The following is a 25,967-nucleotide window of genomic DNA, read 5'->3' as shown; positions in this document are numbered from 1 at the left end:
TGGGTCGACGCCCTGCTCCCGATGAATGGGTGAAACGCTCGGTCTCCGGAGTGCCGTCTCGATGGCGCTGGGCGGGATGATCGGCGGCGGCATCTACGCCGTGCTCGGCATCGTCGTGAGCGCGGCCGGCCCGGCGGCGTGGCTCGCGTTCCTCCTCGCCGGCGTCGTCGCGCTCTGTGCGGGCTACGCCTACGTGGGGCTGAACCGCCGCGTCGGCCACCCCGGCGGCGCCGTCGTCTTCGTGCAGGAGTACCTCGACTCGTCGACGGTCGCCGGGATGGTGGGCTGGACGCTGCTGGTCGGCTACCTCGGCTCGATGGCGATGTACGCCTTCGCGTTCGGGAGCTACTTCGTCGATCTGACCGGGCTCGGGCTGGCGGCGGCGCTCCCGGTCGTCGGGTCGGTGTCGATAGCTCGCCCCGTGGCCTCGCTGGCCATCGTCGGCGCGTTCGTCGCGCTGAACGTCGTCGGCGTCCGCGAGACGGGGTTCGTCGAGGACCTGCTGGTCGCCGCGAAGATCGGGGTACTCGGCGTGTTCGCGCTCGTCGGACTGCGCTACGGCTGGCAGCAGGAGAGCCTGACGCTCGGGCTGGGCGGCGTGGCCGGCATGGGTGCGGTGACGGCCGCCGCGTCGTCGTTCGTCGCGTTTCAGGGCTGGCAGCTGCTGTTCTACGATCAGGACTCGATGGAGAACCCTCGGAAGACGCTCCCCCGAGCGGTCTACGTCGCGGTCCCGGTCGCCGTCGTGATCTACATCGCCGTCGCGCTGGTGACGGTGGCGCTCGTTCCCGAGTTAGTGAAGCAACACCCCGAAACGGCGCTGACCGTCGCCGCCGGGGAGTTCCTCGGCCCGCTGGGGCGGGCGGTGATCGGCGCCTCGGCGCTGGTCTCGACCGCGTCGGCGATCAACGCCACGCTGTTCTCGTCGTCGCTGCTGACCCAGCGGCTCGTGACGGACGACCTCCTGCCGCCCCGAATCGGCGCACCCGACGGTGGCGTCGACGGCGCGCCGCCGACCTCGGCCGTTCTCGCGCTGGGAGGGATCACGGGCGCCTTCGCCGTGCTCGGGAGCTTACAGGGGATCACCGCCTTCGCGTCGCTCTCGTTCATCGTCGTCTTCGGCGGGGCCTGCGCGCTCGCGCTGGGCCACGCCGACGAACTCGACCGGTCGCGGCTCCCGCCGGCCGTGGGGCTGGTAGGCTGTAGCGCCTTCCTCCCGCTGGTCTTCCTCCGACTGTTCAGGGAGGAGCCGGCGACGTTCCGAACGGTGGTGATCGTCGCCGCCCTCGTCGTCGGCGTGGAGGTGCTCTACTTCCGACGGCCGGGGCTGTACAAACGCGTTCGGGAAAGCCTGACTCGCTGAGGCTCAGACTGTCGGCAGCCGCCAGCCGTAGCGCAGCGCGCCGAGGCGGAGCGCGAGCACGACCCCGGCGGCGAGGAGCGTCGTCGCCCCCAGCGGGAGTCCAACGGCGGTGGCCGGGGGGGCGACGGCGCCGCCGGCGACGGCCGGCGTCGCGTAGAAGTCCTCGCGCAGAACTGCCGGCACGCGGGCGAGCAGCAGGTCCGAGAGACTGCCGCCGCCGACGCCCGTGAGCGTCGCCGTGACGACGATTCCGAACGGCGAGAGGCCCGCCTCGGTCCCGACCGCGGCGCCGGTGGCAGCGAACGCCGCGAGTCCGATGGCGTCCGGCAGGAGCACCGCGGGGCTCTCCATCAGGTCGCCCTGGACGCGCTGAGCAAGCACGACCGCGAGCACGATCCCGGCGGCGGCGAACAGCACCTCGACGTTCGACTGGAGCGAGGTCGGGACGCGCCCGACGAGGAGGTCCCGGACGGTGCCGCCGCCGAGCGCCGTGAGGAAGCCGAGCACGGCGACGCCGAAGAGGTCGAGGCCGGCGTCGCTACCCTTCAGCGCGCCGACGGCGGCGAACGCGACGAGACCGACCGCGTTCATGACAGCGAAGGCGGCGCCGGCTTCGACCATCAGTTCGAGTTCGAGTCGGTCTCGGAGACCTGCCGGATCCGGTCAACGCCGTCGACCTCGCGGATGGTGTCGGCGACGGGGTCGGGGACCAGCGACGCCCAGTCGCCGCCGTTGACGAGTCGGTCACGGATCTCGGTCCCCTCGAGTACGTCGCGCTGGAACATCGGCGACTGCCGGACGTCGACGCCGGCCTCCCGGAACAGCCGGACGACGAGAGGGTTGTTGGAGTAGGCGACGTCGAAGTGGGGCGTCATCGACTGGACGTGCCCGACCCAGACGGCGTTGCGTTCGAGGTCCTCAATCGGGACGACGTAGGTGGGGATGTCGAGGGTCTTCAGCGCCTTCGTGACCATCATCACCCGCTCGCCGGCGGTGAAGGGGTTCCGGGTTGTGTGTGAGTCGCCGGCCGAGCCGATACCGACCACGAGTTCGTCGACTTCCTCGGCGATTTCAGTCACCATTCGGTGGTGGCCGTCGTGGTACGGCTGGAAGCGTCCGATGTAGAACCCCCGCATAACCGCGGCTTCACACCCGGGGGGGATAAAATCGGCGAGTCGGAAGGGGGCATTCATTTATAAGAGACCGTGCGTCGGCTGTGTCGAGTAATCGCCCGATGTAGGCGTTGAAAAGACCATTTTCGACAGTCGAACGGGAACCTCAGATGGGGGAAAGTATATCAGGCGCGCGAGCCACCTTTGACGTAGCGACAGCGTTCTATGAGCAACGAAACGGACGATACCGACGTGCCCGACGAGGGGGAGGAAGATCCCTTCCCGTTGAACGGTGATACCCCCCAGGGCGACCCCGGAGAACAGCCCGACCGGCCCGCGGAGCAACGGCACCGCGAGGAGGAGGAGGAGGCCCCCAGCATCGACGACCTCGGGAGCGACGTCGAGTTCGACGCCGAGATCGCCGACGACGAGGAGATCGATCAGGACGACCTCCTCGGCGGGCTCCGCATCGACTCCACCTCCGAGATCGAGGTGCCCGAGCGGCTGGTCGACCAAGTGATCGGGCAGGAACACGCCCGTGACGTGGTAATGAAGGCGGCCAAGCAGCGCCGACACGTGATGATGATCGGCTCCCCCGGGACGGGGAAGTCGATGCTCGCGAAGGCGATGGCCGAACTCCTCCCTCAGGAGGACCTCCAAGACGTACTGGTTTACCACAACCCGGACGACGGCAACGAGCCGAAGGTCCGGACGGTGCCTGCGGGCAAGGGCGAACAGATCATCGACGCCCACAAGGAGGAGGCCCAGAAGCGCGATCAGCTTCGCAGCCTCCTCATGTGGATCGTCATCGCCGTCGTCGCCGGCTACGCGATCCTCGCGATGGGGAACCCCATCATCGCCGTCATCGCGGCGGTGCTGATCTACATCGGGTTCCAGTACATCTCGCGTGGCAGCGACGCGATGATCCCGAACCTGCTGGTCAACAACGCCGACACCAAGACGGCGCCGTTCGAGGACGCCACGGGCGCCCACGCCGGTGCCCTGCTGGGCGACGTCCGCCACGACCCGTTCCAGTCCGGCGGGATGGAGACGCCGAGCCACGACCGTGTCGAGGCCGGCGCCATCCACAAAGCCAACAAGGGCGTGCTGTTCATCGACGAGATCAACACGCTCGACGTTCGCTCCCAGCAGCACCTCATGACCGCGATTCAGGAGGGCGAGTTCGGGATCACGGGCCAGTCCGAGCGCTCCTCGGGTGCGATGGTCCAGACCGAACCGGTCCCCACCGACTTCGTCATGGTCGCGGCCGGGAACATGGACGCGATGGAGAACATGCACCCCGCGCTCCGGAACCGTATCCGCGGCTACGGGTACGAGGTGTACATGGACGACACCATCCGCGACACGCCCGAGATGCGCCGCAAGTACGCGCGCTTCGTGGCCCAGGAGGTCGAGAACGACGGTCGCCTCCCCCACTTCACGGAGGAGGCAGTCGAGGAGGTCATCCTCGAAGCCCGGCGCCGTGCCGGCCGGAAGGACCACCTCACGCTCGAACTCCGTTCGCTGGGTGGACTCGTCCGCGTCGCGGGCGACGTCGCCCGCGGGCAGGGCGCCGAGGCCACCACGCGCGAACACGTGATGGAGGCCAAGGGCCGCAGCCGCTCGATCGAGCAGCAGCTCGCCGACGACTACATCGAGCGCCGCAAGGACTACGAACTGCAGGTCTCGGAAGGGTTCCAGGTCGGCCGGGTCAACGGGCTCGCCGTCATGGGTCAGGACTCGGGGATCATGCTCCCGGTCATGGCCGAGATCACCCCCTCCCAAGGGATGGGCGGGCAGGTGATCGCCACCGGACAGCTCAAGGAGATGGCCGAGGAGTCCGTACAGAACGTCTCGGCGATCATCAAGAAGTACACCGACCAGAAGATATCGGACAAGGACATCCACATCCAGTTCGTCCAGGCCGGCCAGCAGGGCGTCGACGGCGACTCGGCGTCGATCACGGTGGCGACGGCGGTGATCTCCGCGCTGGAGGACATCGGCGTCGACCAGAGCCTGGCGATGACGGGGTCGCTCTCGGTGCGGGGCGACGTGCTCCCCGTGGGAGGGGTTACCCACAAGATCGAGGCGGCCGCGAAGTCGGGCTGTGACCGCGTGATCATCCCGCAGGCCAACGAGCAGGACGTGATGATCGAGGAGGAGTACGAGGAGATGATCGAGATCATTCCGGTCTCACACATCTCGGAAGTGCTCGAGGTGGCCCTGGAGGGCGAGGGCGGGAAGGACTCGCTCGTCAGCCGCCTCAAGACCATCACCGGCTCCGCGCTCAAGGAGAGTTCGGAGGTCACCACCCCGACGGGCGGCTCGGACCCGACGCCGCAGTAAGCGTTCTGTCGGGCGTTCTTTTTTGCGTTCTTTCTCGGTACTGAGCGACTGCGACAGGAAGGTTCACGACGAGTGGCCCAGCCCTAGCTGTTCGACACCACGGATCCACCAGCAACGGCGCTGCCCGCAGCGATGCACGCGGGAAGAGAGGGACACTGGCCCTCCAAGCGCCGACACGCTCGCAGCCCGGTGGACTGGCCGAGGCGTCGGCCGGACGACGGCCTCCCCTGGACGCGGTGGAACCGCCACGACGACCGACCGAGGCGAACGAAGTAGCGAGCACAGAGCCGAGCGGTCCCGAGACGGGGACGGTTCGTGTGGCCCAAGACGGACGCGAAACTCACAGCCAGCCTAGAGCGGGAGCCACTCCTGCCGTGGATGCCGGGTTCGGGGCGACCCAGCAGCAGGGTGACGACGAACAGCGACCACAGCATCGCACTCGGTGGCTCGATCGCGCAGCACAGTCAGCCCGGGAGCGAGCCACGCGGGGTTGGCGGCAACGGTAGAAAAGCGACACCGATGGGCAGGGGCATCGAGGAAGTGCGAAGAATCAGTCCGAGGCCAGCCCGACGGTCAGTTCCCCGTCCAGCGCAGCAACGCCAGCGTCCCCTCGTAGAGGACGATCATCGTCGCCGCGATGATGAAGGGGGTCATCCCAGTCGGGTCCGGGTTGACGAGGAACGCGATGGTGAGGAAGCCACCCCAGAAGAGCAGGCGCTTGTCCTCCAGCCACGTCCGGGTGACGATCCCCATCATGATCGCGAGCATGATGAACAGCGGGATCTGGAAGATCACCGCCATGTAGCCCATCAGGACGAGGATCAGTGAGAAGGTGTCCGAGAGCCCGTACGCCACGGTGGCGACGTTCTCGTCGGTGTAGAGGGTGAAGTACCGCATGATCGCCGGGATGATCACGAAGTGCGAGAACGCCATCCCGACGGTGCCGAGGATCAGGCTCGTCGGGATCGCCGAGAGGTAGTAGCGGCGTTCCTGGGGGTAGAGCCCCGGCCGCATGAACAGGTACGTCTCGTAGACGAACACCGGGAGCGCGACAAGCAGCCCAGCCAGTGCGGTCACCTTGAGTTCGGTCAGGATGAGTTCGAGCGGGCTGTAGAGCCGCGGGCGGCGCCCCGCGATCTCGGGGGCGCCCGGGATCGCGTTGTTCCAGAGGATGTCGATCAGCTCCACGGAGGTCGGAACGGGTTCGAACAGTTGGCCCAACCCCAGCAGCGTCAGCGCGACGGCGCCGCCGACGGCGAAGACGACCGCGAGGCGGGTCATCATCTCCTCGATGTGGGCCGCCAGCGGCATCTCTTGGTCCGAATCGGGGCCACTACCGAGCAGTCCCTCGCTGAGGTCGTCGTCGTCCGACGCGCCGTTTGCCGAGGGATCTGTCGTGGCGATGTCGCCGTCCGGGGCGGCGTTGGGGTCGTAGTCCTCGAACATGTACCCCTCGTCGTCTTCGTCCCCATCCACATCCGTCGTCGACGCGTCGTCGTCAGCGTCAGTATCGTTACCCAGCCCCTCGACGTCCGTGGACGCGGGCGGCTGATCGGCATCGTCGTCGATGATGTCGTCGCTGTCGATGTCCTCGTCGGGGGCGTCGCCGTTCTCGCTCGGGTCGGGTCCGTCGGTCGACCCGTCGCTTTCCGGGTCGTTGTCGTGTGGTCCCGGACCTTCCGGGTCAGTCAGTTCTGGTTCGGCGTCCGACTCTGACTCGGTTCGTTCCTCGTCGGAACCGGTCGGCGGCGAGCCGGACGGCTCACGGCCCCCATCGTCCTCCGGTTCCTCGGCCATGGCTCGCTATCGCCGGCGCGGTCTTATAGGCCTTTTCGGATCGCTCGCACGCGAGGTGGAAAGGTTGATAACTCCGAGGCGGCTCCTTCGTCCCATGTCCAGCGCGCTCGACGACGATACCCAGCGCGCCATCGCCGAGGGCCGGGAGACGGCCGGGGCGATGCTCCGCTCCGCACAGAAGGACCTCCAGAAGGTCTTCATCGTCTTCTTGATCGGCTTCCTGGGTGCTTTCTACGCCCTCCGTGGCGGGATCTGGGATTGGCTCAAGGGCGTCACCACCGCGCGGATGCCCGACGAGCTGGCCTCACAGTTCGACATCATCGCCCAGACGCCCTTCGACGTGATCCTGCTACAGGCGAAGATCTCGCTCGTCGTCGGGATCGTCGTCGCCGCGCCCGTGTTGCTGTACTTCTCCCGTGACGCGCTCAAGGAGCGCGGGCGCTGGCCGGAGGTCCCGATCCCGATGTGGAAGGTCGTTCCCATCGTCTTCCTCTCGTTTCTCCTGTTCATGGGCGGGATGGCCTACGGCTATCTCCTCTTCTTCCCGATCATGTTCAACTTCCTCGCCGGCAACGCGCTGGCGGCGGGGTTCGCGCCGTACTGGTCGATCGTCCTCTGGACCCAGTTCGTCGTCCTGCTGACGGTCTCCTTCGGACTGGCGGCCCAGATGCCGCTAGCGATCACCGGGCTCTCCTACACCGGGGTCGTCCCCTACGAACAGTTCCGTGACAAGTGGCGCTACGCCGTCGTCGCCATCTTCGTCTTCGGCGCCGTCTTCTCGCCGCCGGACCCGTTCACCCAGATCATGTGGGCGGTGCCGCTGCTGGTGCTCTACGCGTTCAGCCTCTACCTCGCGAAGTTCGCGGTCACGATGAAGCGCGGCAGCGAACGCCTGACGCTCGGCGGCCTCGTCGGCGGCAACTGGAACACCCTCGCCGCGCTCGTCGTCGCCGGCGTCGCCGTCGCGTGGCTGTTCGAGAACGCCGGCGGGCGAAGCGGCGCCGACGCCGCGCTGGAAGCGATCGGCAGCAGCTACCGCGCGCCGGTCCTCTCGGAGCTGACCTCGCTCTCAGCGACCGCGAACGTGGTTCTCGCGGGACTCGTGATCGGCCTGCTGTTCGCCGTCGTCGGCCTGCTGACGTTCGCCTACCGCGAACTCGACGAGTCGGTCGCCCCCGACGCCGAGACGGGCGACCCGACCGGGATCGACCTCGACGAACTCGACGAGGCCGGCGTTCGTGCGGCGCCGATCCAGGCGTTCGAGGCCATGAGCGAACCCGAGGCGCTCGAAGCCGCACAGAACGCCATCGACGAGGGCCACCACGCGAAGGCCCAAGCGATCCTCGACCGGCACGACGAGGCTCACGAACCAGACCCCGACGCCCCCGAACCACCGACGTACGAGTCCGACCCGCTGTTCACGCCCGTCAACCCTGTCGCCGCGATCAGCCGCGGCCGGGGCTGGATCGACTGGGGCCAGCGCGTCCGCGAACAGGGCGGCCCGCTCGCGGCGCTCGGCGTGCTCGTCCTCGCCGTGAGCTACGCCGTCTTCGGCTACCCGGGGGAGGTCAACAGCCTCCTCTCGCAGGTCGGCTTCAGCGTCGCCGTGCCCGATTACGGGCTCTCCTCGGCCGTCGCCGCCGGCGCCGCCGCCGGGATCGCGCTCGGCCTCGTCGCCGTCCTCGTTACGATCTACGCGCTGCTCGCGAGCTACTTCGCGGGGACTGACCCGACCGCGGTCAACGTCGGCGAGCTCACGACCGAGGAGCTCGAACGCGCGCCGCCGGCGACGTTCGCGGCGCTGGAGGAGCCCGCGGCGAACTTCTACGCCAACCGTGCGCTCGAAGCCGGCGACGACGCCCGGGCGCGGCTGATCTTCGAGCGCTACGACGACGCCGTCGAGCAGGCCGAAGCCGAGAGCGAGGAGAAGCGCGAGCCCGGAAGCATGGGTGACCGGACCCAGCGCGCCGGCAGCACGTTCCTCAGCGAGTTCGCCGAGGACACCGACGAGGACGACATCGGCGGCTACTACAAGGACATCCAGTTCATCCTCGGCTCGCTGACCTCGGGGCTGTTCTACATCGTCGGCACGTTCATGGTCGTGATGGCGGGGTCGTTCTTCTGGCTCTACACCGGCGGGATCAAGGACGTCTACGCCGACTTCCTCTCCCGCGTGCCGGGGGAGGTGCTGCAGCCGGGCCAGACCGCCGCGGAGGCGTCGAAGGTCATCGCGCTCCACCCCGTCGAGGCGCTGGTGTTCGAGGTGAAGTTCTCGGCGCTGTTGGGTGTCGCTGCCACGCTGCCGCTGATCGCGTACTTCGCGTGGCCAGCACTGCGTGACCTCGGGTTCGTCCGCGGTCGCCGACAGGTCATCTTCGGCTGGGTCGGTCTGCTGACCGCCGGCCTGCTCGGCGGGATGGTGTTCGGCTACTTCGAGGTCGCGCCGCGCGTGATCTCCTTCCTCGTGACCGACGCGCTGGACGCGAACATGACCATCAGCTACCGGATCACCGACTTCTTCTGGCTGATCTTCTTCACCACGGCCGGGATCGGCCTGCTCGCCGACGTGCCGGTGTTGATGGTGCTGTTGAACACGGCCGGCGTCTCCTACACGGCGATGCGGAGCCGCTGGCGCGAGGTGATGATCGGGATGCTGCTCGCCGCCTCGCTGCTCACGCCGGCGGACATCCTCACGATGTTCATGGTCACGATCCCGCTGATGGCGGCCTACGGCGTCGGGATCGGCGTGCTCTACGTGCTGACGCTCGGCGGGCGGCGGAACCTCCGGAAGCCCACGATCGGTCCCAAGGGCCTCGAGAAGCAGTAGCCGGGCTGTTCGACCCCACCACACTGCCGAACGGTGCGCTTTTGGGTGTGCTTCAGGTACTCCCCAGCGATGACTACGCGAACACCGAATCGGCCGGCACCCCGTGCCGGCGATCAGCCAGCGACACGGGCGGGGGAGCAGCGATGAGCAAGGTATCCGTCGAAATCCCCGACGAACTGCTCGCGGACCTGGACGAGCACGTCGGCGACGACGCGAAGTTCGTGAACCGCAGCGACGCCATCCGGGCGTCGATCCGCAAGACGCTCGACCAACTCGACGAGATCGACGAGCGACAGGGGCGACTCGAGGAGGACGCGTGAGCGCCGAGCGCCGCGCGCTTCCCGTCGACCGCCTGCTACTCGTCGCGCTGTTCGTCACGGCGCTGGTGACCGCCCAGTTGACCGCCGCGAAACTGCTCAGCTTCTCGCTGCCGTTCTCGATCCCGATCGCCGGCAGCGCGCTCACGCTTCCCGGCGCCGCGCTCGCGTACGCAGTGACCTACTTCGCCTCCGACTGCTACGCCGAACTGTACGGCAAGCAGGCCGCCCGCGAACTGGTGAACGTCGCGTTCCTGATGAACTTCGTCGTGCTGGCGCTCGTCTGGAGCACCATCGCCGCCCCCGCGGCGGACCCCGAGTTCGCGAGCACGTTCTCGTCGGTGCTGGGTTCGGCGACGAACATCGTCGCCGCCAGCCTGCTGGCCTACGTCGCCAGCCAGAACTGGGACGTGATCGCGTTCCACCGACTGAAGGAGTACACCGACGGCGAGAAGCTCTGGCTGCGCAACATCGGCTCGACCGCCAGCAGCCAGCTGATCGACACCGTGATCTTCGTCGGCGTCGCGTTCTGGGTGCTGCCGAACCTCGGCATCGGCGCCGGGATGGAGCTCCCCCTCGTGGGTGGTGGGCCCGTCCCCAGCGTCGCCGCGCTGATCGTCGGCCAGTACGTGCTGAAGCTGGCCATCGCGCTGATCGACACGCCCTTCGTCTACGCGGTGGTCCGGGCGGTCCGGAACCGCGAGGGCGACCGGCGGCTGTTCACGGCGTAATCGGCTGACCGCGGCTTTTTCTCGCCGGCGCCCCGAGTCGGCGCCGATGGACGAACAGCGAGTCGGCACGCTCCTCTACGCCGGCGCCGCGGCCCTACTCGCGATCGTCGGCGTCGTCTTCGCCGTCCGCCCGGGCGGGCCCGCGCCGTGGGCATACGCGCTCGTGGCGCTCGGGATCGTCTTCCTCGGGCTGAGTTCGTCACCGCGAGTGCGGGAGCACGACGCCTACAACGCCCTCGGCGCCGCGACGGCGACGGGCGTCTGTGTCGTCGCCTACCTCCGGAGCGGCGTGCTGTTCGTCGGGATTCTCGTCGTTTTTAGCACTATCGGCACGCTCGTCGAACTGTACAACTGGCGCGCCGGGACGACGTACCTGCGGCTGTAGCAGCCGCCAGCTTCCTCCCGCTGGGGCGCGTCAACGACGTATGGGCAGCGACGGCTTGATCGACCTCGATCAGGACACGTGGACGGTGCTGGCGAAGTACAACCTCGTCCTCACGACGCTGTTCGGCCTGCTGGCGGTGTGGGTCCGAACGGCGCCCCCGGCGAACGCCGAGAACGTCTTGTTGGTGCAGAACGGCGTGTTGGCCCTGCTGTTCGGCTCGCTCCAGACCTACGCCTGGATATCGAGTTAGTCGAGGCGCTCGGCGAACGCGAAGTTCGGCTTCACGTCGGTGATCGAGACCTCGACCGTCTCGCCCTCGTCGGCGCCGCCGACGAAGACCGTGAACTCATCGACTTTGGCGATCCCGTCGCCCTCGTCGCCGGTGTCGACGATATCCACGGTGAGCGTCTCTCCCTCCGAGACGGGAGCGGTGGTGTACCCCTTCCCGACCAGATAGACCTCGCTCGACGCGTCACGCGAGGCGGGCGGGGTGATCGTCCGGACGTACTGGAACGACTCGCCCATCTCCTCGCGCAGGTCGTCGAGGTCCCGGCCCTGGAACACCTTGGCGACGAAGTCGCCGCCGGGCTTGAGGTACTGTTGGGCCGTCTCGAAGGCGATCCGGGCGAGGTGGACCGAGCGGGCGTGGTCCAGTTCGTACTCGCCGGTCATGTTCGGCGCCATGTCCGAGATGACGGTGTCGACGATTCCCTCGCCCTCCTCGGCGTTGAGTTCTCGTCGGAGGCGGTCACGGGTCCGCTCCTCGGTCATGTCCCCACGCATCGTCGTCACCTGGTGGGGTTCGAGGTCGTCGATGCGCTGGAGGTCGACGCCGACGACCTTCCCCCGCGGGCCGACTTTCTCGGCGGCGACCTGAAGCCACCCGCCGGGGGCGGCCCCGAGGTCGACGACGGTGTCACCCTCGGTAAAGAGGTTCGCGCTGTCGTCGAGCTGTTTCAGCTTGTAGGCCGACCGCGCGCGGTAGCCCTGCTGTTTGGCTCTGTTGTAGTAGTCGTCCTTCCGGGCCATCTTGGCGGTACTGGGCGGTCCGGCCGTTTACGGGCTTCGCTCCGCTTCGGCCGCCGCAGCCGTCTCCTCGGCCTCGATCTCGTCGATCTGCTCGTGGAGGTCGTCGAGGTCCTCCTCGTCGACGGCGCCCCAGTAGGCGACGACGAACAGCGAGAGGAGGAAGACGAACCCCCAGCCGAGCGTCTCGTAGCCGGGAGGGACGTACTCCGAGAAGACGCCGTCGATCACCCCCTCCAGCGAGAAGACGATGATCACCGGCCCCACCACGTCGCGGGGCAGGAAGTGGTCGACGTAGGCGCGGATCACGCGCGGGCTCCAGTCCATGCTCGCCGGTCGGTCGGGCCCGGAATCAATCCCGCGGCGTGTTCAGGCCAGCACCGACTCGGGGAGGTACGCCGTCACCGTCCAGTTGGGGGCGTCGACGACCTCGCTGATCTTGAGGTCGACGGCGGCCGAGCAGAGGACGTAGGCGTCGGGCCGGGAGAACCCACGGCGCTCGTGGAGGTGGTCGATCATCGCCCGGGTCGCGCGCTTGGTGGCGTCCATCAGGTCCGGCGCGATCCCGGTGGTGGCGTACATCGGCTCGTCGCGGCCGGTCGGGGTGAACGGCCCGCCCGTCTCGAACTGGGGCTGGTCGATCGCCCGGTCGGTCACGTCGAGGCGGGCGGTGACGCGCATCGGTGCCTCGATCCCGGTGATGCAGACCTCGCCGTCGCCCTGTGCGCCGTGGCAATCGCCGACGGAGAACAGCCCGCCCGCGGCCTCGACGGGCAGGTAGAGCGTCGCGCCCGCGGTGAGGTGTTTCACGTCCATGTTGCCGCCGACGGCCCGCGGGGGCATCGTGCTCTGTGGCTCGTCGGCGGCCGGGGCGACACCGAGGTTGCCCGGGAACGGCGCGAGCGGCACCGTCACGTCGGGGGCGTCGTCCGCGGCGAAGCGGGCCACCCGGCGCTCCTCGCCGCCGACGGTCGCGGTGCCGTCGAGGTCCCACGCACGGACGTGTGGTTCGGGGAACTCCTCGGGTAACAGGCCGCCGCCGCTCTCGCCGGCCGGAACCGTCGAGACGCCCCAGCCCTCGTGTTCGAACGCGAGTAGGTCCACCCGCAGCGTGTCGCCCGGTTCGACACCCTCCACCGCCACCGGCCCCACGAGCGGGTGACCGTCGGCGTCGACGGCGGCCACGTCGTCGACGGTCGGCTCCCTGGGAAGCTGCCGGTCGTAGGCGTCCCGACAGTCGAACTGGACGACTGAACCGGGGGCAACGGTGAGCGCCGGGTCGAGGTCGGCGTCCCAGGCGTAGTGGCGGTTCGCCGGGTCGTCGGCGAGTCGGTGGTCCGGTTCGGGGGCGTCGGCGACGGCGAAGCGGCGCTCGGTCATGGCGGATCTGACACCCGGAGGCGGATAACGTTGCCCCGCGGTCCCGGCGGCCGCCGATAGCTGAACGCTTTTGCCACGTTCGGCCCAACAGGGGGACACGATCATGAGCGACACCGACCTCGGCTTCGTCCGGTTCGGCGAGAGCGGCCTCCAAACGAGCGAACTCCAGTTCGGCACGTGGCGCTTCGGCCGCGAGACCGAGGCGGGGAACGTGGAGATCGACGAGGAGCAGGCAAAGACCCTGCTCGACGCCTACGCGAACGCCGGCGGGCGCTACATCGACGCCGCCGACGTGTACGGCGGCGGGAAGGCAGAGGAGTGGATCGGCGACTGGCTGGCCGAGCGCGACCGCGAGCGCTACACGGTCGCCTCCAAGATCTACTGGCAGATCCGCGAGGGCGACCCCAACAGCCGAGGGACCAACCGGAAGAACATCCGCCACCGCGTCGAGGCCATCCTCGACCGACTGAACACCGACTACGTGGACGTACTCTACCTCCACCGCTGGGATGGCGAGACGCCGACCCGCGAGACGATGAAGACCCTGAACGCGCTGGTCGAGGAGGGGAAGGTCCACTACCTCGGCGCCTCGACGCTCCGCCCCAACGCCTGGCGGGTGTCGAAGGCCAACGAACTGGCCCGCGCGGAGGGCTGGGAGCCGTTCACCGTGCTCCAGCCCCGATACAACCTCGTCGACCGCGAGGTTGAGGGGGACTACCTCCAGATGGCCCGCGAGGAGGGGCTGGCGGTCTGCCCGTGGAGCCCGCTCGGTCAGGGGTTCCTGACCGGGAAGTACGACCGCGAGGAGGGCCTGACCGGCGAGTCCCGCGCCGCCGAGTCGAGTCGCTTCGAGAGCGCCTACCTCACCGAGACGAACTTCGACGTCCACGACGTGCTCGACGAGGTCGCCGACGAGGTCGACGCCTCGCCCGCACAGGTCGCGCTCGCGTGGCTCCAGCACCGTGAGGGCGTCACCGCGCCCATCGTCGGCGCCCGCACCGTCGAGCAGTTGGAGGAGAACCTCGCCTCCGCCGCGATCGACCTGAGCGACGAGCAGGTCGACCGGCTGACCGAGGCGAAGGGCGGCCCGTACGCCAACCTCTGAGGCGGCGAACGCGCCGGAACCGGAAGGTCCCCCACGGCACCGCATTCCTTATTCCCCAGCCACTCCGAGCGACGGCATGGTCGTAGATCTACGCTCCGACACCGTCACCAGACCCTCCGACGCGATGCGGGAGGCAGCCAAGAACGCCGAGGTCGGCGACGACGTCTACCGGGACGACCCGAGCGTCAACGAACTCGAACACCGCGCCGCCGAGGTGCTCGGCAAGGAGGCTGGCCTGTTCGTCCCTAGCGGCACGATGGGCAACCAGATCGCCATCCGGACCCACACCGACCGCGGGCAGGAACTGCTCGCCGACGAACACGCCCACGTCCTCAAGTGGGAACTCGGCGCGGTCGCCCAACTCAGCGGCCTGCAGACGCGCCTGCTCGACTTCGGCGACGACGGGGTCCCCACCCCGGAGGAAGTGCGTGAGGGGATCGTCGAGGAGGGCCTCCACGAGGCCGGCACGGGGCTGTTCTGTCTGGAGAACACTCACAACTACCGCGGCGGCGTCGCCGTCCCGAAGGCCGACATCGACGCGGCGGCCGAGGCAGCCCACGAACACGACGTGCCGGTCCACCTCGACGGCGCACGGCTGTTCAACGCCGCCGCGTCGCTGGACACCGACCCCGCCGCGCTCGCGGAGAACGCCGACAGCGTGATGTTCTGCCTCTCGAAGGGGCTGGGTGCCCCCGTCGGCTCGGTGCTCGTCGGAGAACAGGAGTTCATCGACCGCGCCCGGCGCACCCGGAAGCTGTTCGGCGGCGGCATGCGACAGGCCGGCATCATCGCCGCGCCGGCGCTGCTGGCACTGGAGAACCGCGAACACCTCGACGCCGACCACCGGCGCGCCGCCGAGATCGCCGACGGGCTGGCCGGGATCGACGGGATCGAGACGACCGCACCGGACACGAACATCGTCGTCGCCGACGTGGCGGGCACGGGCCTGACCGCCGACGAGTTCGTCGGGCAGATCGAACAGCACGGCGTGCTCGCGGTGGCGTTCAGCGAGACGACCGTCCGCTTCACCACCAACTGGGACGTGGGTGACGCCGACGTGGCGAACGCGATCGATTCGGTTCGGACCGCGATGCAGGACTAATCGAACACGAACTCGAAGCGCGCGCCGCCCTCCTCGCTCTCGGTCACCAGTACCGACCAGCCGTGGGGCTCGGCGATGCTCTTGACGATGGGGAGCCCGAAGCCGGTCCCGTTCTCGCTGGTGGTCGAACCCGTGTCGAACGGCTCGATGTCGGGGTCGATGCCGGGACCGTCGTCCTCGACGAAGAAGCCATGACGGTCCGGGAGGTCGCCGACGGTGACCGTCGGCGCGTCGCCGCCGTGTTCGGCGGTGTTCCGGTAGAGGTTCTCCAGCAGCCCCACCAGCCGCTCGCGGTCGGCCTCGACCGTCAGGTCGGTCGGCACCGAGAGCGAGGCGTCCTCGGTGGCGACGTGGCTCCACGCCTCCCGGGCAACCTCCTCGAGTGGAACGGTGGTTAGCTCGCCGAGGTCCTGTCCCTCGCGGGCCAGTCGGAGCAGGTCGGTGACGAGGCCGTCCATCCGTTCGAGGGCGTCCTCGATCCGGTCGAGGTGTTCGGGGTCGTCGCTCTCCCGTGCGAGTTCGAGGTAGCCCGTGGCGACGTTGAGCGGGTTCCGGAGGTCGTGGCTGACGACGCTCGCGAACTGGTCGAGGCGCTCGTTCTGTCGCCGGAGTTCGGCCTCGCGTTCGCGCTGTTCGGTCACGTCGGAGTAGATGGCGTAGCCGGCCGCGCTCTCCTCACCGACTTCGAGCGGGGTGACCTGCAACAGGAAGTGTTTGGTGCCGTCGACCGTCTCGCGTTCGACCTCGGTCTGGACCCGCTCGCCGTCGCTGAGTCGGTCGTTGTACTCCGCCGCCGTCGGCTCGTCCTCCGGCGGGACGATGAAGTCGTCGAGGGACTCGCCGACGATGGTCGCGGCGTCGTAACCGAACGTCTGCTCGAAGGCGCCGTTGACGCGGCGAACGACCGGCTCTCCGTCGGTCATCTCGTAGGAGACGGCCGCCCCGGGGATGTTCTCGAACAGCGCTTCGAGGCTGTCACGCTCCCGGCGGAGGTCCCCCTCGGCGCGCACCCGGCGGAGCGAGACGGCGACGTGGGCCATCAGCAGCTCCGCGAGTTCGAGGTCCTCCTGGTCGAACGTCCCATGGTCGGTCGAGACGGCTTGGAACACCCCGAGGTCGCCAACGGGGACCGAAATCGCCGAGCGGAACTCGGGGTTGGTCGGCGCGGAGTCCGGGTCGCCCCCGAGGTCGTCCACCCGGAACGACTCGCCCGTCCGAGCGGTCTTGCCCGCGAGCCCCTCCGAGACGTGCATCGGCCGGCCGGCGTCGGCGGGGACGCCGCCGGACTCGGCGACGGGGACGAGCATGTCCCCCTCGCGGAGGTCGAGCTTGCACATGTCGAGTTCGAGGACGTCCTCGGCGGCCGCGACCGCACGCTCGAGCAGGTCGCACTCGGTCTCTGCGCCGGCGAGTTCCATGGCGGTGCTGTGGAGTCGCTCGATCACCCGGCGGGACTCCCGCAGCGCCCGCTCAGAACGGATGCGGTCGAGCGTCGTCTCGGCGTAGCCAACCAGCAGCTCCGCGAGTTCGAGGTCCGCCTCGTCGAACGTGTCGGTCGCGTCGGAGAAAACCTGGAACACGCCCGTCTCGCCGACCGGGACCGAGATGGCGGACTTGATCGTCTCGTTTGCCGGCTCGGCGTCGGCGTTCTCGTCGGCGTCGTCGACGAGGAACGAGCGCCCCTCGTTGTACGTCCGGCCGAGGATCCCCGCGGAGGTGGAGATGTCCGAGATCCGGCCGGTCCGCCCCGCAACCGGCGTGAGCTCGCCGTCGCGTTCCATCACCAGCACCGACTGGTCGAGGTCGAGGACGTCCTCGGCGATGTCGACCACGCGCTCGTAGAGGGTCGACTCGGTCTCGGCGTCGATCAGCGACGGGGCCGCCTCGTGGAGCCTCGTGATACGGGCCTGTCGCCGCCGGAGATCTGACTCCGCGCGGATGCGGGCGTCGACCTGCGCCCCGTGGTTGGCGAGCAGTTGGGCGAACTCCAAGTCGACCGCGTCGTAGCTCCCCGGCTCGGACGAGAGGCCGCCGAACACCCCAACGTCCCCGAACGGGACCGCGATCCCCGAGTTGAGTTCCGGCGTTCGCTGCTCGGCGACCGCGTGTTCCTCGATGTCGTCGATGATCGCCGGCTCGCCGGTCCGGCGGACCTGTCCGAGGATGCCGAACTCCGGGTCGGCGCGCTCGGGCGTGTCCGGGTCCGTCGACGCCGCGAGCCGGAACCCCTCGCCGTCGTAGAGGTAGAGCGCCGCGATCCCGAAGCCGAGCACCTCGGATCCGATCTCGACGATCCGGCGGTGGAGTTCCTCCCGGTTCTCGGTTCCGACGAGCGTCGCCGACCCCTCGTGGAGACGGGCGACCCGCTCGCGGTTCGGGGTGCCGTCGACGGCCCCGTGAACCCGCCTCGCCAGCCTGTCGGCACCGGCGTCGGCGTCGGTGCCGGTGTCGGACGCCGATGCCGCGGCGCTCCGGGAGGGGACGGGCGCCCCCGAACAGTCGACGATCGGACAGCCGGCCTCGGAAGCCGCCGCGGCCAGTGACGCCGGGATCGAGTCCCCACAGGCGACCAGACAGTCCGGTCTGGACTCCTCGAAGGCGGCGAGGGCCGAGCCGGCGGCTCGGATGCGTCCGACGAACCCACCCCGGTCGAGGAGGGAACCGGCCGTCGTACACGGGTTGTCGCCGACGACGAGGAGTTCGGTTGCGTGTGTCACGCGACGAATCAGTTACCCATACCTTGGAAGATAGTCGCATATGTGTTTCGGTAGACTGGACCGGCACGCTCTGACCCCGGAATCCTTTTGCCCGACGGTGGACCACACCCGGTAATGAGCGAGCTCGAGAGCGAGTACCGTCTCGACTACTTCGCGGAGAACGGGTTCGAACGTCAGACCTGTTCGTCCTGTGGCGCCCACTTCTGGAGCCGCGCGGAGCGCGAGACCTGCGGCGAGCCCCCCTGTGAGGACTACGGTTTCATCGACGACCCCGGGTTCGATGACGCGTACTCGCTGGCGGAGATGCGCGAGCAGTTCCTCTCTTTCTTCGAGGACCACGACCACGAACGCGTCGACCCCGCACCCGTCGCCGCCAACCGCTGGCGCGACGACGTGCTGCTGACCCAGGCCTCCATCTACGACTTCCAGCCCCACGTCACCAGCGGCGAGTCGCCGCCGCCGGCCAACCCCCTCGTCGTCTCCCAGCCCTGCATCCGGATGCAGGACATCGACAACGTCGGGAAGACGGGCCGGCACACGATGGCCTTCGAGATGGGCGGCCACCACGCGTTCAACGCCGACGAAGGCACCGACTACGCCTACGAGGGCGAGGTCTACTGGAAGGACGAGTGTGTCGAGTACTGCGAGGACTTTTTCGCCTCGATGGGCGTGCCCAAGGAGGAGGTCACCTTCATCGAGGACCCGTGGGTCGGCGGCGGCAACGCCGGGCCCGCCTTCGAGGTCATCTACGAGGGGCTCGAACTGGCCACGCTCGTGTTCATGATGCTCGAGAAGGACCCCGACGGCGAGTACGAGATGAAGGACGGCAACACGTACTCGAAGATGGACCGGCGGGTCGTCGACACCGGCTACGGCATCGAGCGCTGGACGTGGATGAGTCAGGGCACTCCGACGGTGTACGAGGCCATCTACCCCGAGGCCATCGAGTTCCTGAAGGGTGAGGCCGGGATCGACATGACCGACGAGGAGCAGGAACTGGTCCACCGCGCCTCGAAGCTGGCCGGCCACATGGACATCGACGAGGCCGAGGACATGGAGGCCGCCCGGGACAACATCGCCGACCGGCTGGACGTGTCCGTCGAACGGCTCGAAGCGCTGATGGAGCCCCTGGAGGCGATCTACGCCATCGCCGACCACGCGCGCTGTCTCGCCTACATGTTCGGCGACGAGATCGTCCCCTCGAACGTCGGCACGGGCTACCTCGCCCGGATGGTGCTGCGCCGCACCAAGCGCCTCGTCGACGACGTGGGCATCGACGTGCCCCTCGAGGACCTCGTCGACCGCGAGGCCGAGCGCCTGAACTACGAGAACCGCGACACCATCCGCGACATCGTCCGCACCGAGGAGCGCAAGTACGAGGAGACGCTCGAACGCGGCGGCCGGAAAGTCCGGCAGTTGGCCGACGAGCACGCCGAGGCCGGCACGCCCATACCGACCGAGGAACTGCTCGAACTGTACGACTCCCACGGGATCCAGCCGTCGATGGTCGCCGACATCGCCGAGGAGCGCGGCGCGACCGTCGACGAGCCCGACGACTTCTACTCGCTCGTCGCCGCCCGGCACGACTCCGAGGAGGCCTTCGAGGAGGAGGAACGGCGCGCCGACCGCGCCGACGAACTGCCCGACACCGACCAGCTCTACTACGAGGACCAGGACCGCATGGAGTTCGAGGCGGTCGTCCTCGACGTGATCGAGCGCGAGGAGGGGTACGACGTGGTGCTCGACCAGACGATGTTCTACCCCGAGGGCGGCGGTCAGCCCGCCGACCACGGGACGCTCGTCTCGGAGGACGGCAGCGTCGAGGTGACCGACGTGCAGATCCGGAACGGCGTCGTCCTCCACCGCACCGACGAGAGCCCCGGCAAGGGCGAGTTCGTCACGGGCAAGATCGACCCCGAGCGGCGTCGACGCCTGATGCAGCACCACACCGCGACCCACATCATCGGCGCCGCGGCGCGGACGGTGCTCGGCGAGCACGTCCGGCAGGCCGGCGCTCAGAAGGGCGTCGATAGCTCCCGGCTGGACGTGAACCACTACGACCGCGTGAGCCGCCAGGAGGTCAAGGAGATCGAACAGGTCGCAAACGAGATGGTGACCGACAACCGCCCGGTCCGACAGGAGTGGCCCGGTCGCCACGAGGCCGAGGCCGAACACGGCTTCGACCTCTATCAGGGCGGCATCCCGCCGGGAGAGAACATCCGCCTGATCCACGTCGGCGACGACGTGCAGGCCTGTGGCGGGACCCACGTCAGCCGGACCGGCGAGGTCGGGACGATCAAGATCCTGAACACCGAGCCGGTACAGGACGGCGTCGAGCGCTTCGTCTTCGCCGCCGGCCCCGCGGCCATCGAGGCGACCCAGCGCACCGAGGACGCCCTCTACGGCGCCGCCGAAACGTTCGACGTGAACCCCGAGGAGGTTCCCGACGCCGCCGAGCGCTTCTTCACCGAGTGGAAACAGCGCGGCAAGACCATCGAGGACCTCAAGGGTCAGCTGGCGGAGGCCCGCGCCGGCGGCGGCGAGGACGCCCAGGAGGTCGAGATCGACGGCGTGACGGCGGTGATCCAGCGGATCGACGCCGACGCCGACGAGCTACAGGCGACCGCGAACGCGCTGGTCGCCGACGGGAAGGTGGCGGTCGTCGGCTCCGGCGCCGACGACTCGGCCCAGATCGTCGTCGGCGTCCCCGACGGCGTCGGCATCGACGCCGGCCAAGTGATCGGCGAACTCGCCCGCAAGGTCGGCGGCGGCGGCGGCGGCCCCCCGGACTTCGCACAGGGCGGCGGCCCCGACGTGGAGGCGCTGGACGAGGCGCTGGAGGACGCCGTCGAGGTGCTCCGCCAGCAGGCACAGGCGGCGTAAGGACCGGTCGTTTTCCGGGCGGAGCCGACTATCGCTTCTCCAGTCGCCCGTCACACTGCGGGCAGCTATCGGGGGCCGCGCCGGCCAACTCCACCGTCCGCTTGTTGTAACAGTCCGAACAGAGCAGCGTGCCACAGCGATCACACTCGTAGCCGTCGTAGCTCGCGAGACCAAGCGCGTCCTTCAGACCGCCGGAAACCGCATCGAGATGGGTGCCACAACGTTCGCACTCGGGCATTGGCGTATCCACTCGGTGGGCGGGTTTCAAACTGTGCATGGCTCCCGGAACGGTCAACACCGACCCGACCGAACGCCCGATGTGCCTTACGTGAACACCGACGGCGTCTCGCTGTACTACGAGGCCGACGGCGACGGCGAGGCGGTGCTGTGCTGTGGCGACATCGGACTGGGCGCGTGGCAGTGGGGCTGGCAGCACGCCGCCCTCGCCGGCCCCTACGAGGTCGTCGTCGCCGACACCCGCGGCTGTGGCCGCTCGGACGACCCGCCCGAGGACTGCACCGTCGAGACACTCGCCGACGACGCGGTCGAAGTGCTCCGCGACCACGGCGTCCGGTCGGCCCACGTCGTCGGCGCCGGCCTCGGCGGCATGGTCGCGCTCGAACTGGCTCGCACCACCGGCCGGGTGAAGTCACTGACGCTGATCGGGAGCGCACTCAACGGCGGCGGCTACGACCCCGAGCCGATGTTCGCGGCACCGAGCGACGCCGAGGGGCTGCGACAGGGCCTCGAAGCCGCGCTCTCCCGGGAGTTCGTCGACGAACAGGCCGATGCACTCACCCAGTTCGTCGAGTGGCGCGCCGCCGAGGACGCCGATCCCGACTCGTGGGAGAAGCAGGCCGCGGCGCTCGAGGGGTTTGCCGTCGAGAAGCCCTACGAGATCACAGAGCCGGCGCTGGTGGTCCACGGCACCGAGGACCGCCTCTGTCCGATCGCCCGCGGCCGGGAACTGGCCGACGACCTCCCGCGGGCGGAGCTGTTCGAGGTCGAGGGCGCGGGGCACCTCGCGCACGTCGAGGCGTCGAAGGTCGTGAACGATCAGATCCGGGCGTTCCTGGATACGGTCTGAGAGCCCGGGCGCTTTTAACTACCCCAGCCCCGAACGCCAGCGCATGCAACGACGCGTACTCGCCGGTTGGGGGCTGCTCGTCGCCGGCCTGCTCGGCTACCTCGTCGGGGTGTACGTCCCCTACCCCGGCCGCGCGTTCTCGCTGACGGCGCTGATGGTCGGCATCGTGCTGGTCGTCATCGGGGGCGTGCCAGGGTCGGGGGTCGAACGATGACCCTGCAGGCGGTCGCCTACACGACCGACGGCGTCGAAGAGTACGACGACGTGGGCGCGGCCATCGACGCCCCCGGGGAGACGTGGGTCCACGCGACCGTCGACGAGGGTGCGGACTTGGAGACCATCGAGGGGCGGTTCGGGGTTCACCCGCTGGCGATCGAGGACGTACTCGACGAGCACACCCGCCCAAAGGTCGAGGAGTACGAGGACCACACGTTCGTCCTGTTGAAGACCACGCGACTCAGCCAGCGCGACGACGTGGCGTTCGGCAAGGAGGTCCACACCCGGTCGGTGGGACTGTTCATCGGCGACGGCTGGCTCGTGACTCTCGCGCCGCCGGAGCTCGAACTGGTGGACCCGACGGCGCCGGCGTGGGTCCGCAACAGCGGCCGGATCGCCAACCGGGGCGCGGACTTCCTTGCCTACCGCGTCCTCGACGCGATCGTCGACGACTACTTCGACGTGCTCGACGAGATCGAGGACGACATCGAGTCCGTCGAGGAGCGGGTGCTCGGCCACCCCCAACCGGAGATCCTCGAGGAACTCAACGGCGTTCGTCGGGACCTACTGGCGTTCCGGAAGGTGACGTGGCCGGCCCGCGAGGCCGTCGGCGCGCTCTCCCGGGGCGACATCCCACAGGTCGCCGAGGCCAACGAGAAGTACTTCCGGGACGTGTACGACCACCTCGTGCAGGTCGTCGACCTGATCGAGACCTACCGCGACCTGACGGGTGGCTCGCGGGACATCTACCTCAACGCCGTCTCGCAGTCGACAAACGACGTGATGAAGACGCTGACGGTGGTCGCGACCATCTTCATCCCGCTGACGTTCGTCGTCGGCGTCTACGGGATGAACTTCGCGGGGACGGAGCTGTCGATGCCCGAACTCGGCTGGAGGTACGCCTACCCGGCGACGATGCTCGGGATGACGCTGGTGGCGGCGCTGATGATCGCCCACTTCCGTCGGCAGGGCTGGCTCTGAGACCGGCCGGAACCGCCGAAACCGAACCGTTCTTGCCGACTCACCGACGACGCACCGGTAGTGTCGCTGTTCTCGATCTTCGCTTCGGCGATCCTCCCCATCGTCCTCATCGCGACCGTCGGCGTCGTGCTCGGGCGACTCAAGGACGTAGAGCCCGGCCCGTTGAACACCGCCGTCGTCTACGTGCTCGCGCCATCGCTCGTGCTGCACAGCCTGATGGCCTCGACGCTCTCGGGCGGGACGCTGCTGAAACTGGCGGCGGCCATCGCCGCGTTCACGATCGGGATGGCCGCGATCGTCGAGATCGCCGGCCGGCTGATCGGCGTGGGCACGTCGACGCTCTCGGCGCTGGTGCTGGTCTCGACGTTCCCCAACGCCGGCAACTACGGCATCCCGGTGAGCGACTTCGCGTTCGGCGAGACGGGCCGCAGCGTGGCCGTGCTGTACGTCGCGGTCCAGTCGGTGTTGATGTTCACCATCGGCGTCTACGTCGCCTCCCGGGGCGGCGGGAGCGCGGGACTGGGCGCGCTGCGGCGCGTGTTCCGGATCCCGCTGATCTACGCGGTCGCCGCCGGCCTGCTCGCCAGGACCCTCGACATCGTCCCCCCGCTCGACTCGACGGCGATGGAGACGCTCTCGCTGGTCGGCGACGCCTCGATCCCGGTGATGCTGCTGATCCTCGGGATCCAGTTGGCGAACACCAACTTCGGCGCCGCCCTGCCGGAGATCGGCGTCGCGGCGGCCGGGAAGATGGTCCTCGCGCCCGCACTCGCCATCGGAATCGCGCTGCTGGTCGGCTTCGACCAGCCCGAAGTCGCCCGGACCTACGTGCTCGAGTCGTCGATGCCCGCGGCGGTGACGCCGCTGGTGTTGCTGATCGAGTTCGCCGACGACGTGGAGGTCGGTGGGGTGAGCGCGCCGGAGTTCGTCTCGACGGTCGTCGCGGTCACGACGCTGCTGTCGGTGCCGCTACTGACGCTGCTTATCTCGGTGCTGCAGTCGGGCGCGCTGGTCTAACCGAGTCCCGGCCCTAATCGTGTGCCGGGACCACGTCGCTCGTCGTCTCCTTTGGCTCGACTTCGACGACCGCGGACTTCCACGTCCCGCGGGAGAGCCAGAACAGCGCCGAAAGCGACCCGACCACGTCGCCCAGCGCGACGGCGGTCCAGACGCCGGTCGGCCCCCAGCCCAGCGGGAACGCGAGCAGGTAGGTCGCCGGGAGCCGAACCACCCAGAGGGCGATCAGCGAGAGCGCCAGCGCGGTCGTGGTGTTGCCCGCGCCCCGGAAGGTGCCCATCGCTACCTGGAACGTCCCGAAGAACACGAACGCGATGCTCATGATCCGGAGGTACGTCGAGGCGTGGCCGATGGTGGCGGCGGCGGTCGCACTCTGCTCGGGCAGGAACGCCGTCACGATCGGTTCGGGGAACGTGGCGACGACGACGGCCACGACCGCGAGTACGGCGACGACGAGACCCATACCGAGTTTGACGGCCTTGGTCGCGCGCTCGGGTTCGTCGGCGCCGAGGTTCTGGCCGACCGCGGTGTCCATCGCCTGTGAGAGCCCCATCGCCGGCAGCGTGACCAGCGACATCAGGCGGTTACCCAGCCCGTAGGCGGCGACGACGGCGGGCGGGAAGGTGGCGACCATCGCGGTGGCGACGACCATCGCCAGCGCGGTCCCGGACTGCTCCAACGCCGTCGGGACGCCCAACTCGACGATCTCCCGGACCGGTCCCGGCTTGGGGATCAGGTCGCGGGGCTCGATCGTCAGCCCGAGGTCCGTGCCGAACAGGACGTACATCCCGGCGACGGTCGCGACGACGCGCGAGGTGACTGTGGCGATCGCGGCGCCCTCGACGCCCATCGCGGGGAACACCCACCAGCCGAAGATGAGGAACGGATCGAGGGCGACGTTGACCAGCACCGAGACGAACATCACCACGAGCGGCGTCCGCGTGTCGCCGACGCCGCGCATCAGCGAGGAGAACACGAAGAAGCCAAAGAGCGCCGGCGAGCCGAGGAAGAACACTCGCATGTACTCCGCCGACAGCGGGATCACCCGCTCGGTCGTCGCGGGATCGGCCGGCAGCATCGACAGGAGCGGCCCCGTGGCGAGAAAGCCGACCGCGCCGACGACGACGGAGACGATTCCGACGAAACCGAGCGTCTGGCCCGCGATACGGCCCGCCGCCCGGTCGCCGCCGGCGCCGGTGTGCTGGGCGACGAGGATCGCGCCCGCGGCGGTGAAGCCGCCACCGATGGAGATGACGAGGAAGACGAGCGGGAACGCCAGGCTCAGCGCGCCGACGGCGTCGGCCGAGAGGCGACCCAGCCAGACGGTGTCGACGAGGTTGTACGCGACCTGGAGGAGCTGGATCGCCACCAGCGGCCAGGCGAGCCGTATCAGCGGGCGTAACAGCGGTCCCCGGGTGAGCGAGGAGCGTTCGGAGCGAGTGGAGGTCATTACGTATCGAAAGTCGTGGGGGGTCTTGAAGGCGAGCAACAGACGGTAACACGTCACACCCAGCACAGCTTGCCGGAACCGCCCCGAACCGCCGCCGTTTATTCCGGTGGAGGGAGAAAGGCGGA

At 68.9% G+C, this 25,967-nt stretch carries 23 protein-coding genes; 14 read left to right on the top strand and 9 right to left on the bottom strand.

Annotation, left to right across the window (positions count from 1 at the left end; all coding sequences use genetic code 11):
* Window positions 1-25: 25 nt before the first annotated feature.
* Window positions 26-1,363 (top strand): APC family permease, encoded by a 1,338-nt coding sequence (locus NO998_RS02585; RefSeq protein WP_267645465.1) that lies wholly within the window; start codon window positions 26-28, stop codon window positions 1,361-1,363.
* Between the two features lie 3 nt (window positions 1,364-1,366).
* On the opposite strand, the gene NO998_RS02580 is transcribed toward NO998_RS02585, so the two are convergent.
* Window positions 1,367-1,984, bottom strand: coding sequence for a trimeric intracellular cation channel family protein (locus tag NO998_RS02580; RefSeq protein ID WP_267645464.1), 618 nt, complete (start codon window positions 1,982-1,984; stop codon window positions 1,367-1,369).
* Window positions 1,984-2,499, bottom strand: a complete 516-nt coding sequence (locus NO998_RS02575; protein WP_267645463.1) for a nicotinamide-nucleotide adenylyltransferase — start codon at window positions 2,497-2,499, stop codon at window positions 1,984-1,986. Before NO998_RS02575 ends, NO998_RS02580 begins: the two co-directional genes overlap by 1 nt.
* A gap of 201 nt (window positions 2,500-2,700) precedes the next feature.
* Between NO998_RS02575 and lonB the strand changes: the two genes are divergently transcribed.
* Complete coding sequence (gene lonB / locus NO998_RS02570) at window positions 2,701-4,821, top strand: ATP-dependent protease LonB (RefSeq protein ID WP_267645461.1); 2,121 nt, start codon at window positions 2,701-2,703, stop codon at window positions 4,819-4,821.
* Window positions 4,822-5,394: 573 nt separating this feature from the next.
* On the opposite strand, the gene tatC (NO998_RS02565) is transcribed toward lonB, so the two are convergent.
* Entirely contained in the window at window positions 5,395-6,618 is a 1,224-nt protein-coding gene (tatC, locus tag NO998_RS02565; RefSeq protein ID WP_303648129.1) for a twin-arginine translocase subunit TatC, read from the bottom strand.
* A 94-nt stretch (window positions 6,619-6,712) separates the two neighbouring features.
* Between tatC (NO998_RS02565) and tatC (NO998_RS02560) the strand changes: the two genes are divergently transcribed.
* The 5 genes from tatC (NO998_RS02560) (at window position 6,713) to NO998_RS02540 (ending at window position 11,128) form a co-directional block, all read left to right on the top strand.
* Window positions 6,713-9,445 (top strand): twin-arginine translocase subunit TatC, encoded by a 2,733-nt coding sequence (tatC, locus tag NO998_RS02560; protein WP_267645460.1) that lies wholly within the window; start codon window positions 6,713-6,715, stop codon window positions 9,443-9,445.
* Window positions 9,446-9,588: 143 nt separating this feature from the next.
* Complete coding sequence (locus NO998_RS02555; RefSeq protein WP_267645459.1) at window positions 9,589-9,765, top strand: ribbon-helix-helix domain-containing protein; 177 nt, start codon at window positions 9,589-9,591, stop codon at window positions 9,763-9,765.
* Window positions 9,762-10,493: a queuosine precursor transporter gene (locus tag NO998_RS02550; RefSeq protein ID WP_267645458.1), complete on the top strand. Its 732-nt coding sequence runs from the start codon at window positions 9,762-9,764 to the stop codon at window positions 10,491-10,493. The genes NO998_RS02555 and NO998_RS02550 overlap by 4 nt, the downstream gene beginning before the upstream one ends.
* Window positions 10,494-10,539: 46 nt before the next feature.
* A complete protein-coding gene (locus tag NO998_RS02545) occupies window positions 10,540-10,878 on the top strand; it encodes a DUF8064 family membrane protein (protein WP_267645457.1) in 339 nt (112 codons plus the stop codon).
* A 40-nt stretch (window positions 10,879-10,918) separates the two neighbouring features.
* The gene (locus NO998_RS02540) at window positions 10,919-11,128 is read left to right on the top strand and encodes a hypothetical protein (protein ID WP_267645456.1); all 210 of its coding nucleotides are present in this window, start codon (window positions 10,919-10,921) and stop codon (window positions 11,126-11,128) included.
* Here the strand turns inward: NO998_RS02540 and NO998_RS02535 are convergent.
* From NO998_RS02535 to NO998_RS02525, 3 genes are read right to left on the bottom strand one after another with little or no spacing between them, the layout of a single operon-like run.
* Window positions 11,125-11,907: a 23S rRNA (uridine(2552)-2'-O)-methyltransferase gene (locus NO998_RS02535; RefSeq protein WP_267645455.1), complete on the bottom strand. Its 783-nt coding sequence runs from the start codon at window positions 11,905-11,907 to the stop codon at window positions 11,125-11,127. The two genes, NO998_RS02540 and NO998_RS02535, sit on opposite strands and share 4 nt — an antisense overlap.
* Window positions 11,908-11,934: 27 nt before the next feature.
* A complete protein-coding gene (locus NO998_RS02530; protein WP_267645454.1) occupies window positions 11,935-12,231 on the bottom strand; it encodes a hypothetical protein in 297 nt (98 codons plus the stop codon).
* Between the two features lie 42 nt (window positions 12,232-12,273).
* A complete protein-coding gene (locus NO998_RS02525; protein ID WP_267645453.1) occupies window positions 12,274-13,284 on the bottom strand; it encodes an acetamidase/formamidase family protein in 1,011 nt (336 codons plus the stop codon).
* A 103-nt stretch (window positions 13,285-13,387) separates the two neighbouring features.
* Between NO998_RS02525 and NO998_RS02520 the strand changes: the two genes are divergently transcribed.
* Window positions 13,388-14,389 carry an aldo/keto reductase gene (locus NO998_RS02520; RefSeq protein WP_267645452.1) on the top strand — a complete coding sequence of 334 codons (1,002 nt, stop codon included), beginning with the start codon at window positions 13,388-13,390 and terminating at the stop codon, window positions 14,387-14,389.
* A 76-nt stretch (window positions 14,390-14,465) separates the two neighbouring features.
* Window positions 14,466-15,491 (top strand): threonine aldolase family protein, encoded by a 1,026-nt coding sequence (locus NO998_RS02515; RefSeq protein WP_267645451.1) that lies wholly within the window; start codon window positions 14,466-14,468, stop codon window positions 15,489-15,491.
* Here the strand turns inward: NO998_RS02515 and NO998_RS02510 are convergent.
* Window positions 15,488-18,208 (bottom strand): GAF domain-containing protein, encoded by a 2,721-nt coding sequence (locus tag NO998_RS02510; protein ID WP_267645450.1) that lies wholly within the window; start codon window positions 18,206-18,208, stop codon window positions 15,488-15,490. The genes NO998_RS02515 and NO998_RS02510 overlap by 4 nt on opposite strands.
* A gap of 114 nt (window positions 18,209-18,322) precedes the next feature.
* Between NO998_RS02510 and alaS the strand changes: the two genes are divergently transcribed.
* Window positions 18,323-21,091: an alanine--tRNA ligase gene (alaS, locus tag NO998_RS02505; protein WP_267645449.1), complete on the top strand. Its 2,769-nt coding sequence runs from the start codon at window positions 18,323-18,325 to the stop codon at window positions 21,089-21,091.
* A gap of 28 nt (window positions 21,092-21,119) precedes the next feature.
* Here alaS and NO998_RS02500 read toward each other — a convergent pair whose 3' ends face one another.
* Window positions 21,120-21,329 carry a hypothetical protein gene (locus tag NO998_RS02500; protein ID WP_267645448.1) on the bottom strand — a complete coding sequence of 70 codons (210 nt, stop codon included), beginning with the start codon at window positions 21,327-21,329 and terminating at the stop codon, window positions 21,120-21,122.
* 81 nt (window positions 21,330-21,410) lie between these two features.
* Here NO998_RS02500 and NO998_RS02495 point away from each other — a divergent pair, with 81 nt between their 5' ends.
* Genes NO998_RS02495 through NO998_RS02480 form a run of 4 tightly spaced genes read left to right on the top strand, consistent with a single transcriptional unit; the run spans window position 21,411 to window position 24,392 of the window.
* Window positions 21,411-22,178, top strand: a complete 768-nt coding sequence (locus NO998_RS02495) for an alpha/beta fold hydrolase (RefSeq protein ID WP_267645446.1) — start codon at window positions 21,411-21,413, stop codon at window positions 22,176-22,178.
* A gap of 43 nt (window positions 22,179-22,221) precedes the next feature.
* Window positions 22,222-22,392, top strand: coding sequence for a hypothetical protein (locus tag NO998_RS02490; protein ID WP_267645445.1), 171 nt, complete (start codon window positions 22,222-22,224; stop codon window positions 22,390-22,392).
* Window positions 22,389-23,375, top strand: coding sequence for a magnesium/cobalt transporter CorA (corA, locus tag NO998_RS02485; RefSeq protein WP_267645444.1), 987 nt, complete (start codon window positions 22,389-22,391; stop codon window positions 23,373-23,375). The genes NO998_RS02490 and corA overlap by 4 nt, the downstream gene beginning before the upstream one ends.
* Before the next feature lie 60 nt (window positions 23,376-23,435).
* Window positions 23,436-24,392, top strand: coding sequence for an AEC family transporter (locus NO998_RS02480; protein WP_267645443.1), 957 nt, complete (start codon window positions 23,436-23,438; stop codon window positions 24,390-24,392).
* A gap of 13 nt (window positions 24,393-24,405) precedes the next feature.
* Here NO998_RS02480 and NO998_RS02475 read toward each other — a convergent pair whose 3' ends face one another.
* A complete protein-coding gene (locus tag NO998_RS02475; RefSeq protein WP_267645442.1) occupies window positions 24,406-25,842 on the bottom strand; it encodes an MATE family efflux transporter in 1,437 nt (478 codons plus the stop codon).
* Window positions 25,843-25,967: the final 125 nt, after the last annotated feature.

Origin of the sequence: Halolamina litorea (assembly GCF_026616205.1) — an archaeon.
GTDB lineage: Archaea > Halobacteriota > Halobacteria > Halobacteriales > Haloferacaceae > Halolamina > Halolamina litorea.
The sequence above is the reverse complement of the archived record's forward strand: the minus strand, read 5'-3'. Positions and strand labels throughout refer to the sequence as shown.

Excerpts from the sequence above, each read along its gene's own strand:
- NO998_RS02585 (WP_267645465.1), top strand. The coding sequence starts at position 26 with ATGGGTGAAACGCTCGGTCTCCGGAGTGCCGTCTCGATGGCGCTGGGC.
- NO998_RS02580 (WP_267645464.1), bottom strand. The coding sequence starts at position 1,984 with ATGGTCGAAGCCGGCGCCGCCTTCGCTGTCATGAACGCGGTCGGTCTC.
- NO998_RS02575 (WP_267645463.1), bottom strand. The coding sequence starts at position 2,499 with ATGCGGGGGTTCTACATCGGACGCTTCCAGCCGTACCACGACGGCCAC.
- lonB (WP_267645461.1), top strand. The coding sequence starts at position 2,701 with ATGAGCAACGAAACGGACGATACCGACGTGCCCGACGAGGGGGAGGAA.
- tatC (WP_303648129.1), bottom strand. The coding sequence starts at position 6,618 with ATGGCCGAGGAACCGGAGGACGATGGGGGCCGTGAGCCGTCCGGCTCG.
- tatC (WP_267645460.1), top strand. The coding sequence starts at position 6,713 with ATGTCCAGCGCGCTCGACGACGATACCCAGCGCGCCATCGCCGAGGGC.
- NO998_RS02555 (WP_267645459.1), top strand. The coding sequence starts at position 9,589 with ATGAGCAAGGTATCCGTCGAAATCCCCGACGAACTGCTCGCGGACCTG.
- NO998_RS02545 (WP_267645457.1), top strand. The coding sequence starts at position 10,540 with ATGGACGAACAGCGAGTCGGCACGCTCCTCTACGCCGGCGCCGCGGCC.
- NO998_RS02540 (WP_267645456.1), top strand. The coding sequence starts at position 10,919 with ATGGGCAGCGACGGCTTGATCGACCTCGATCAGGACACGTGGACGGTG.
- NO998_RS02535 (WP_267645455.1), bottom strand. The coding sequence starts at position 11,907 with ATGGCCCGGAAGGACGACTACTACAACAGAGCCAAACAGCAGGGCTAC.
- NO998_RS02530 (WP_267645454.1), bottom strand. The coding sequence starts at position 12,231 with ATGGACTGGAGCCCGCGCGTGATCCGCGCCTACGTCGACCACTTCCTG.
- NO998_RS02525 (WP_267645453.1), bottom strand. The coding sequence starts at position 13,284 with ATGACCGAGCGCCGCTTCGCCGTCGCCGACGCCCCCGAACCGGACCAC.
- NO998_RS02520 (WP_267645452.1), top strand. The coding sequence starts at position 13,388 with ATGAGCGACACCGACCTCGGCTTCGTCCGGTTCGGCGAGAGCGGCCTC.
- NO998_RS02515 (WP_267645451.1), top strand. The coding sequence starts at position 14,466 with ATGGTCGTAGATCTACGCTCCGACACCGTCACCAGACCCTCCGACGCG.
- alaS (WP_267645449.1), top strand. The coding sequence starts at position 18,323 with ATGAGCGAGCTCGAGAGCGAGTACCGTCTCGACTACTTCGCGGAGAAC.
- NO998_RS02500 (WP_267645448.1), bottom strand. The coding sequence starts at position 21,329 with ATGCCCGAGTGCGAACGTTGTGGCACCCATCTCGATGCGGTTTCCGGC.
- NO998_RS02490 (WP_267645445.1), top strand. The coding sequence starts at position 22,222 with ATGCAACGACGCGTACTCGCCGGTTGGGGGCTGCTCGTCGCCGGCCTG.
- corA (WP_267645444.1), top strand. The coding sequence starts at position 22,389 with ATGACCCTGCAGGCGGTCGCCTACACGACCGACGGCGTCGAAGAGTAC.
- NO998_RS02475 (WP_267645442.1), bottom strand. The coding sequence starts at position 25,842 with ATGACCTCCACTCGCTCCGAACGCTCCTCGCTCACCCGGGGACCGCTG.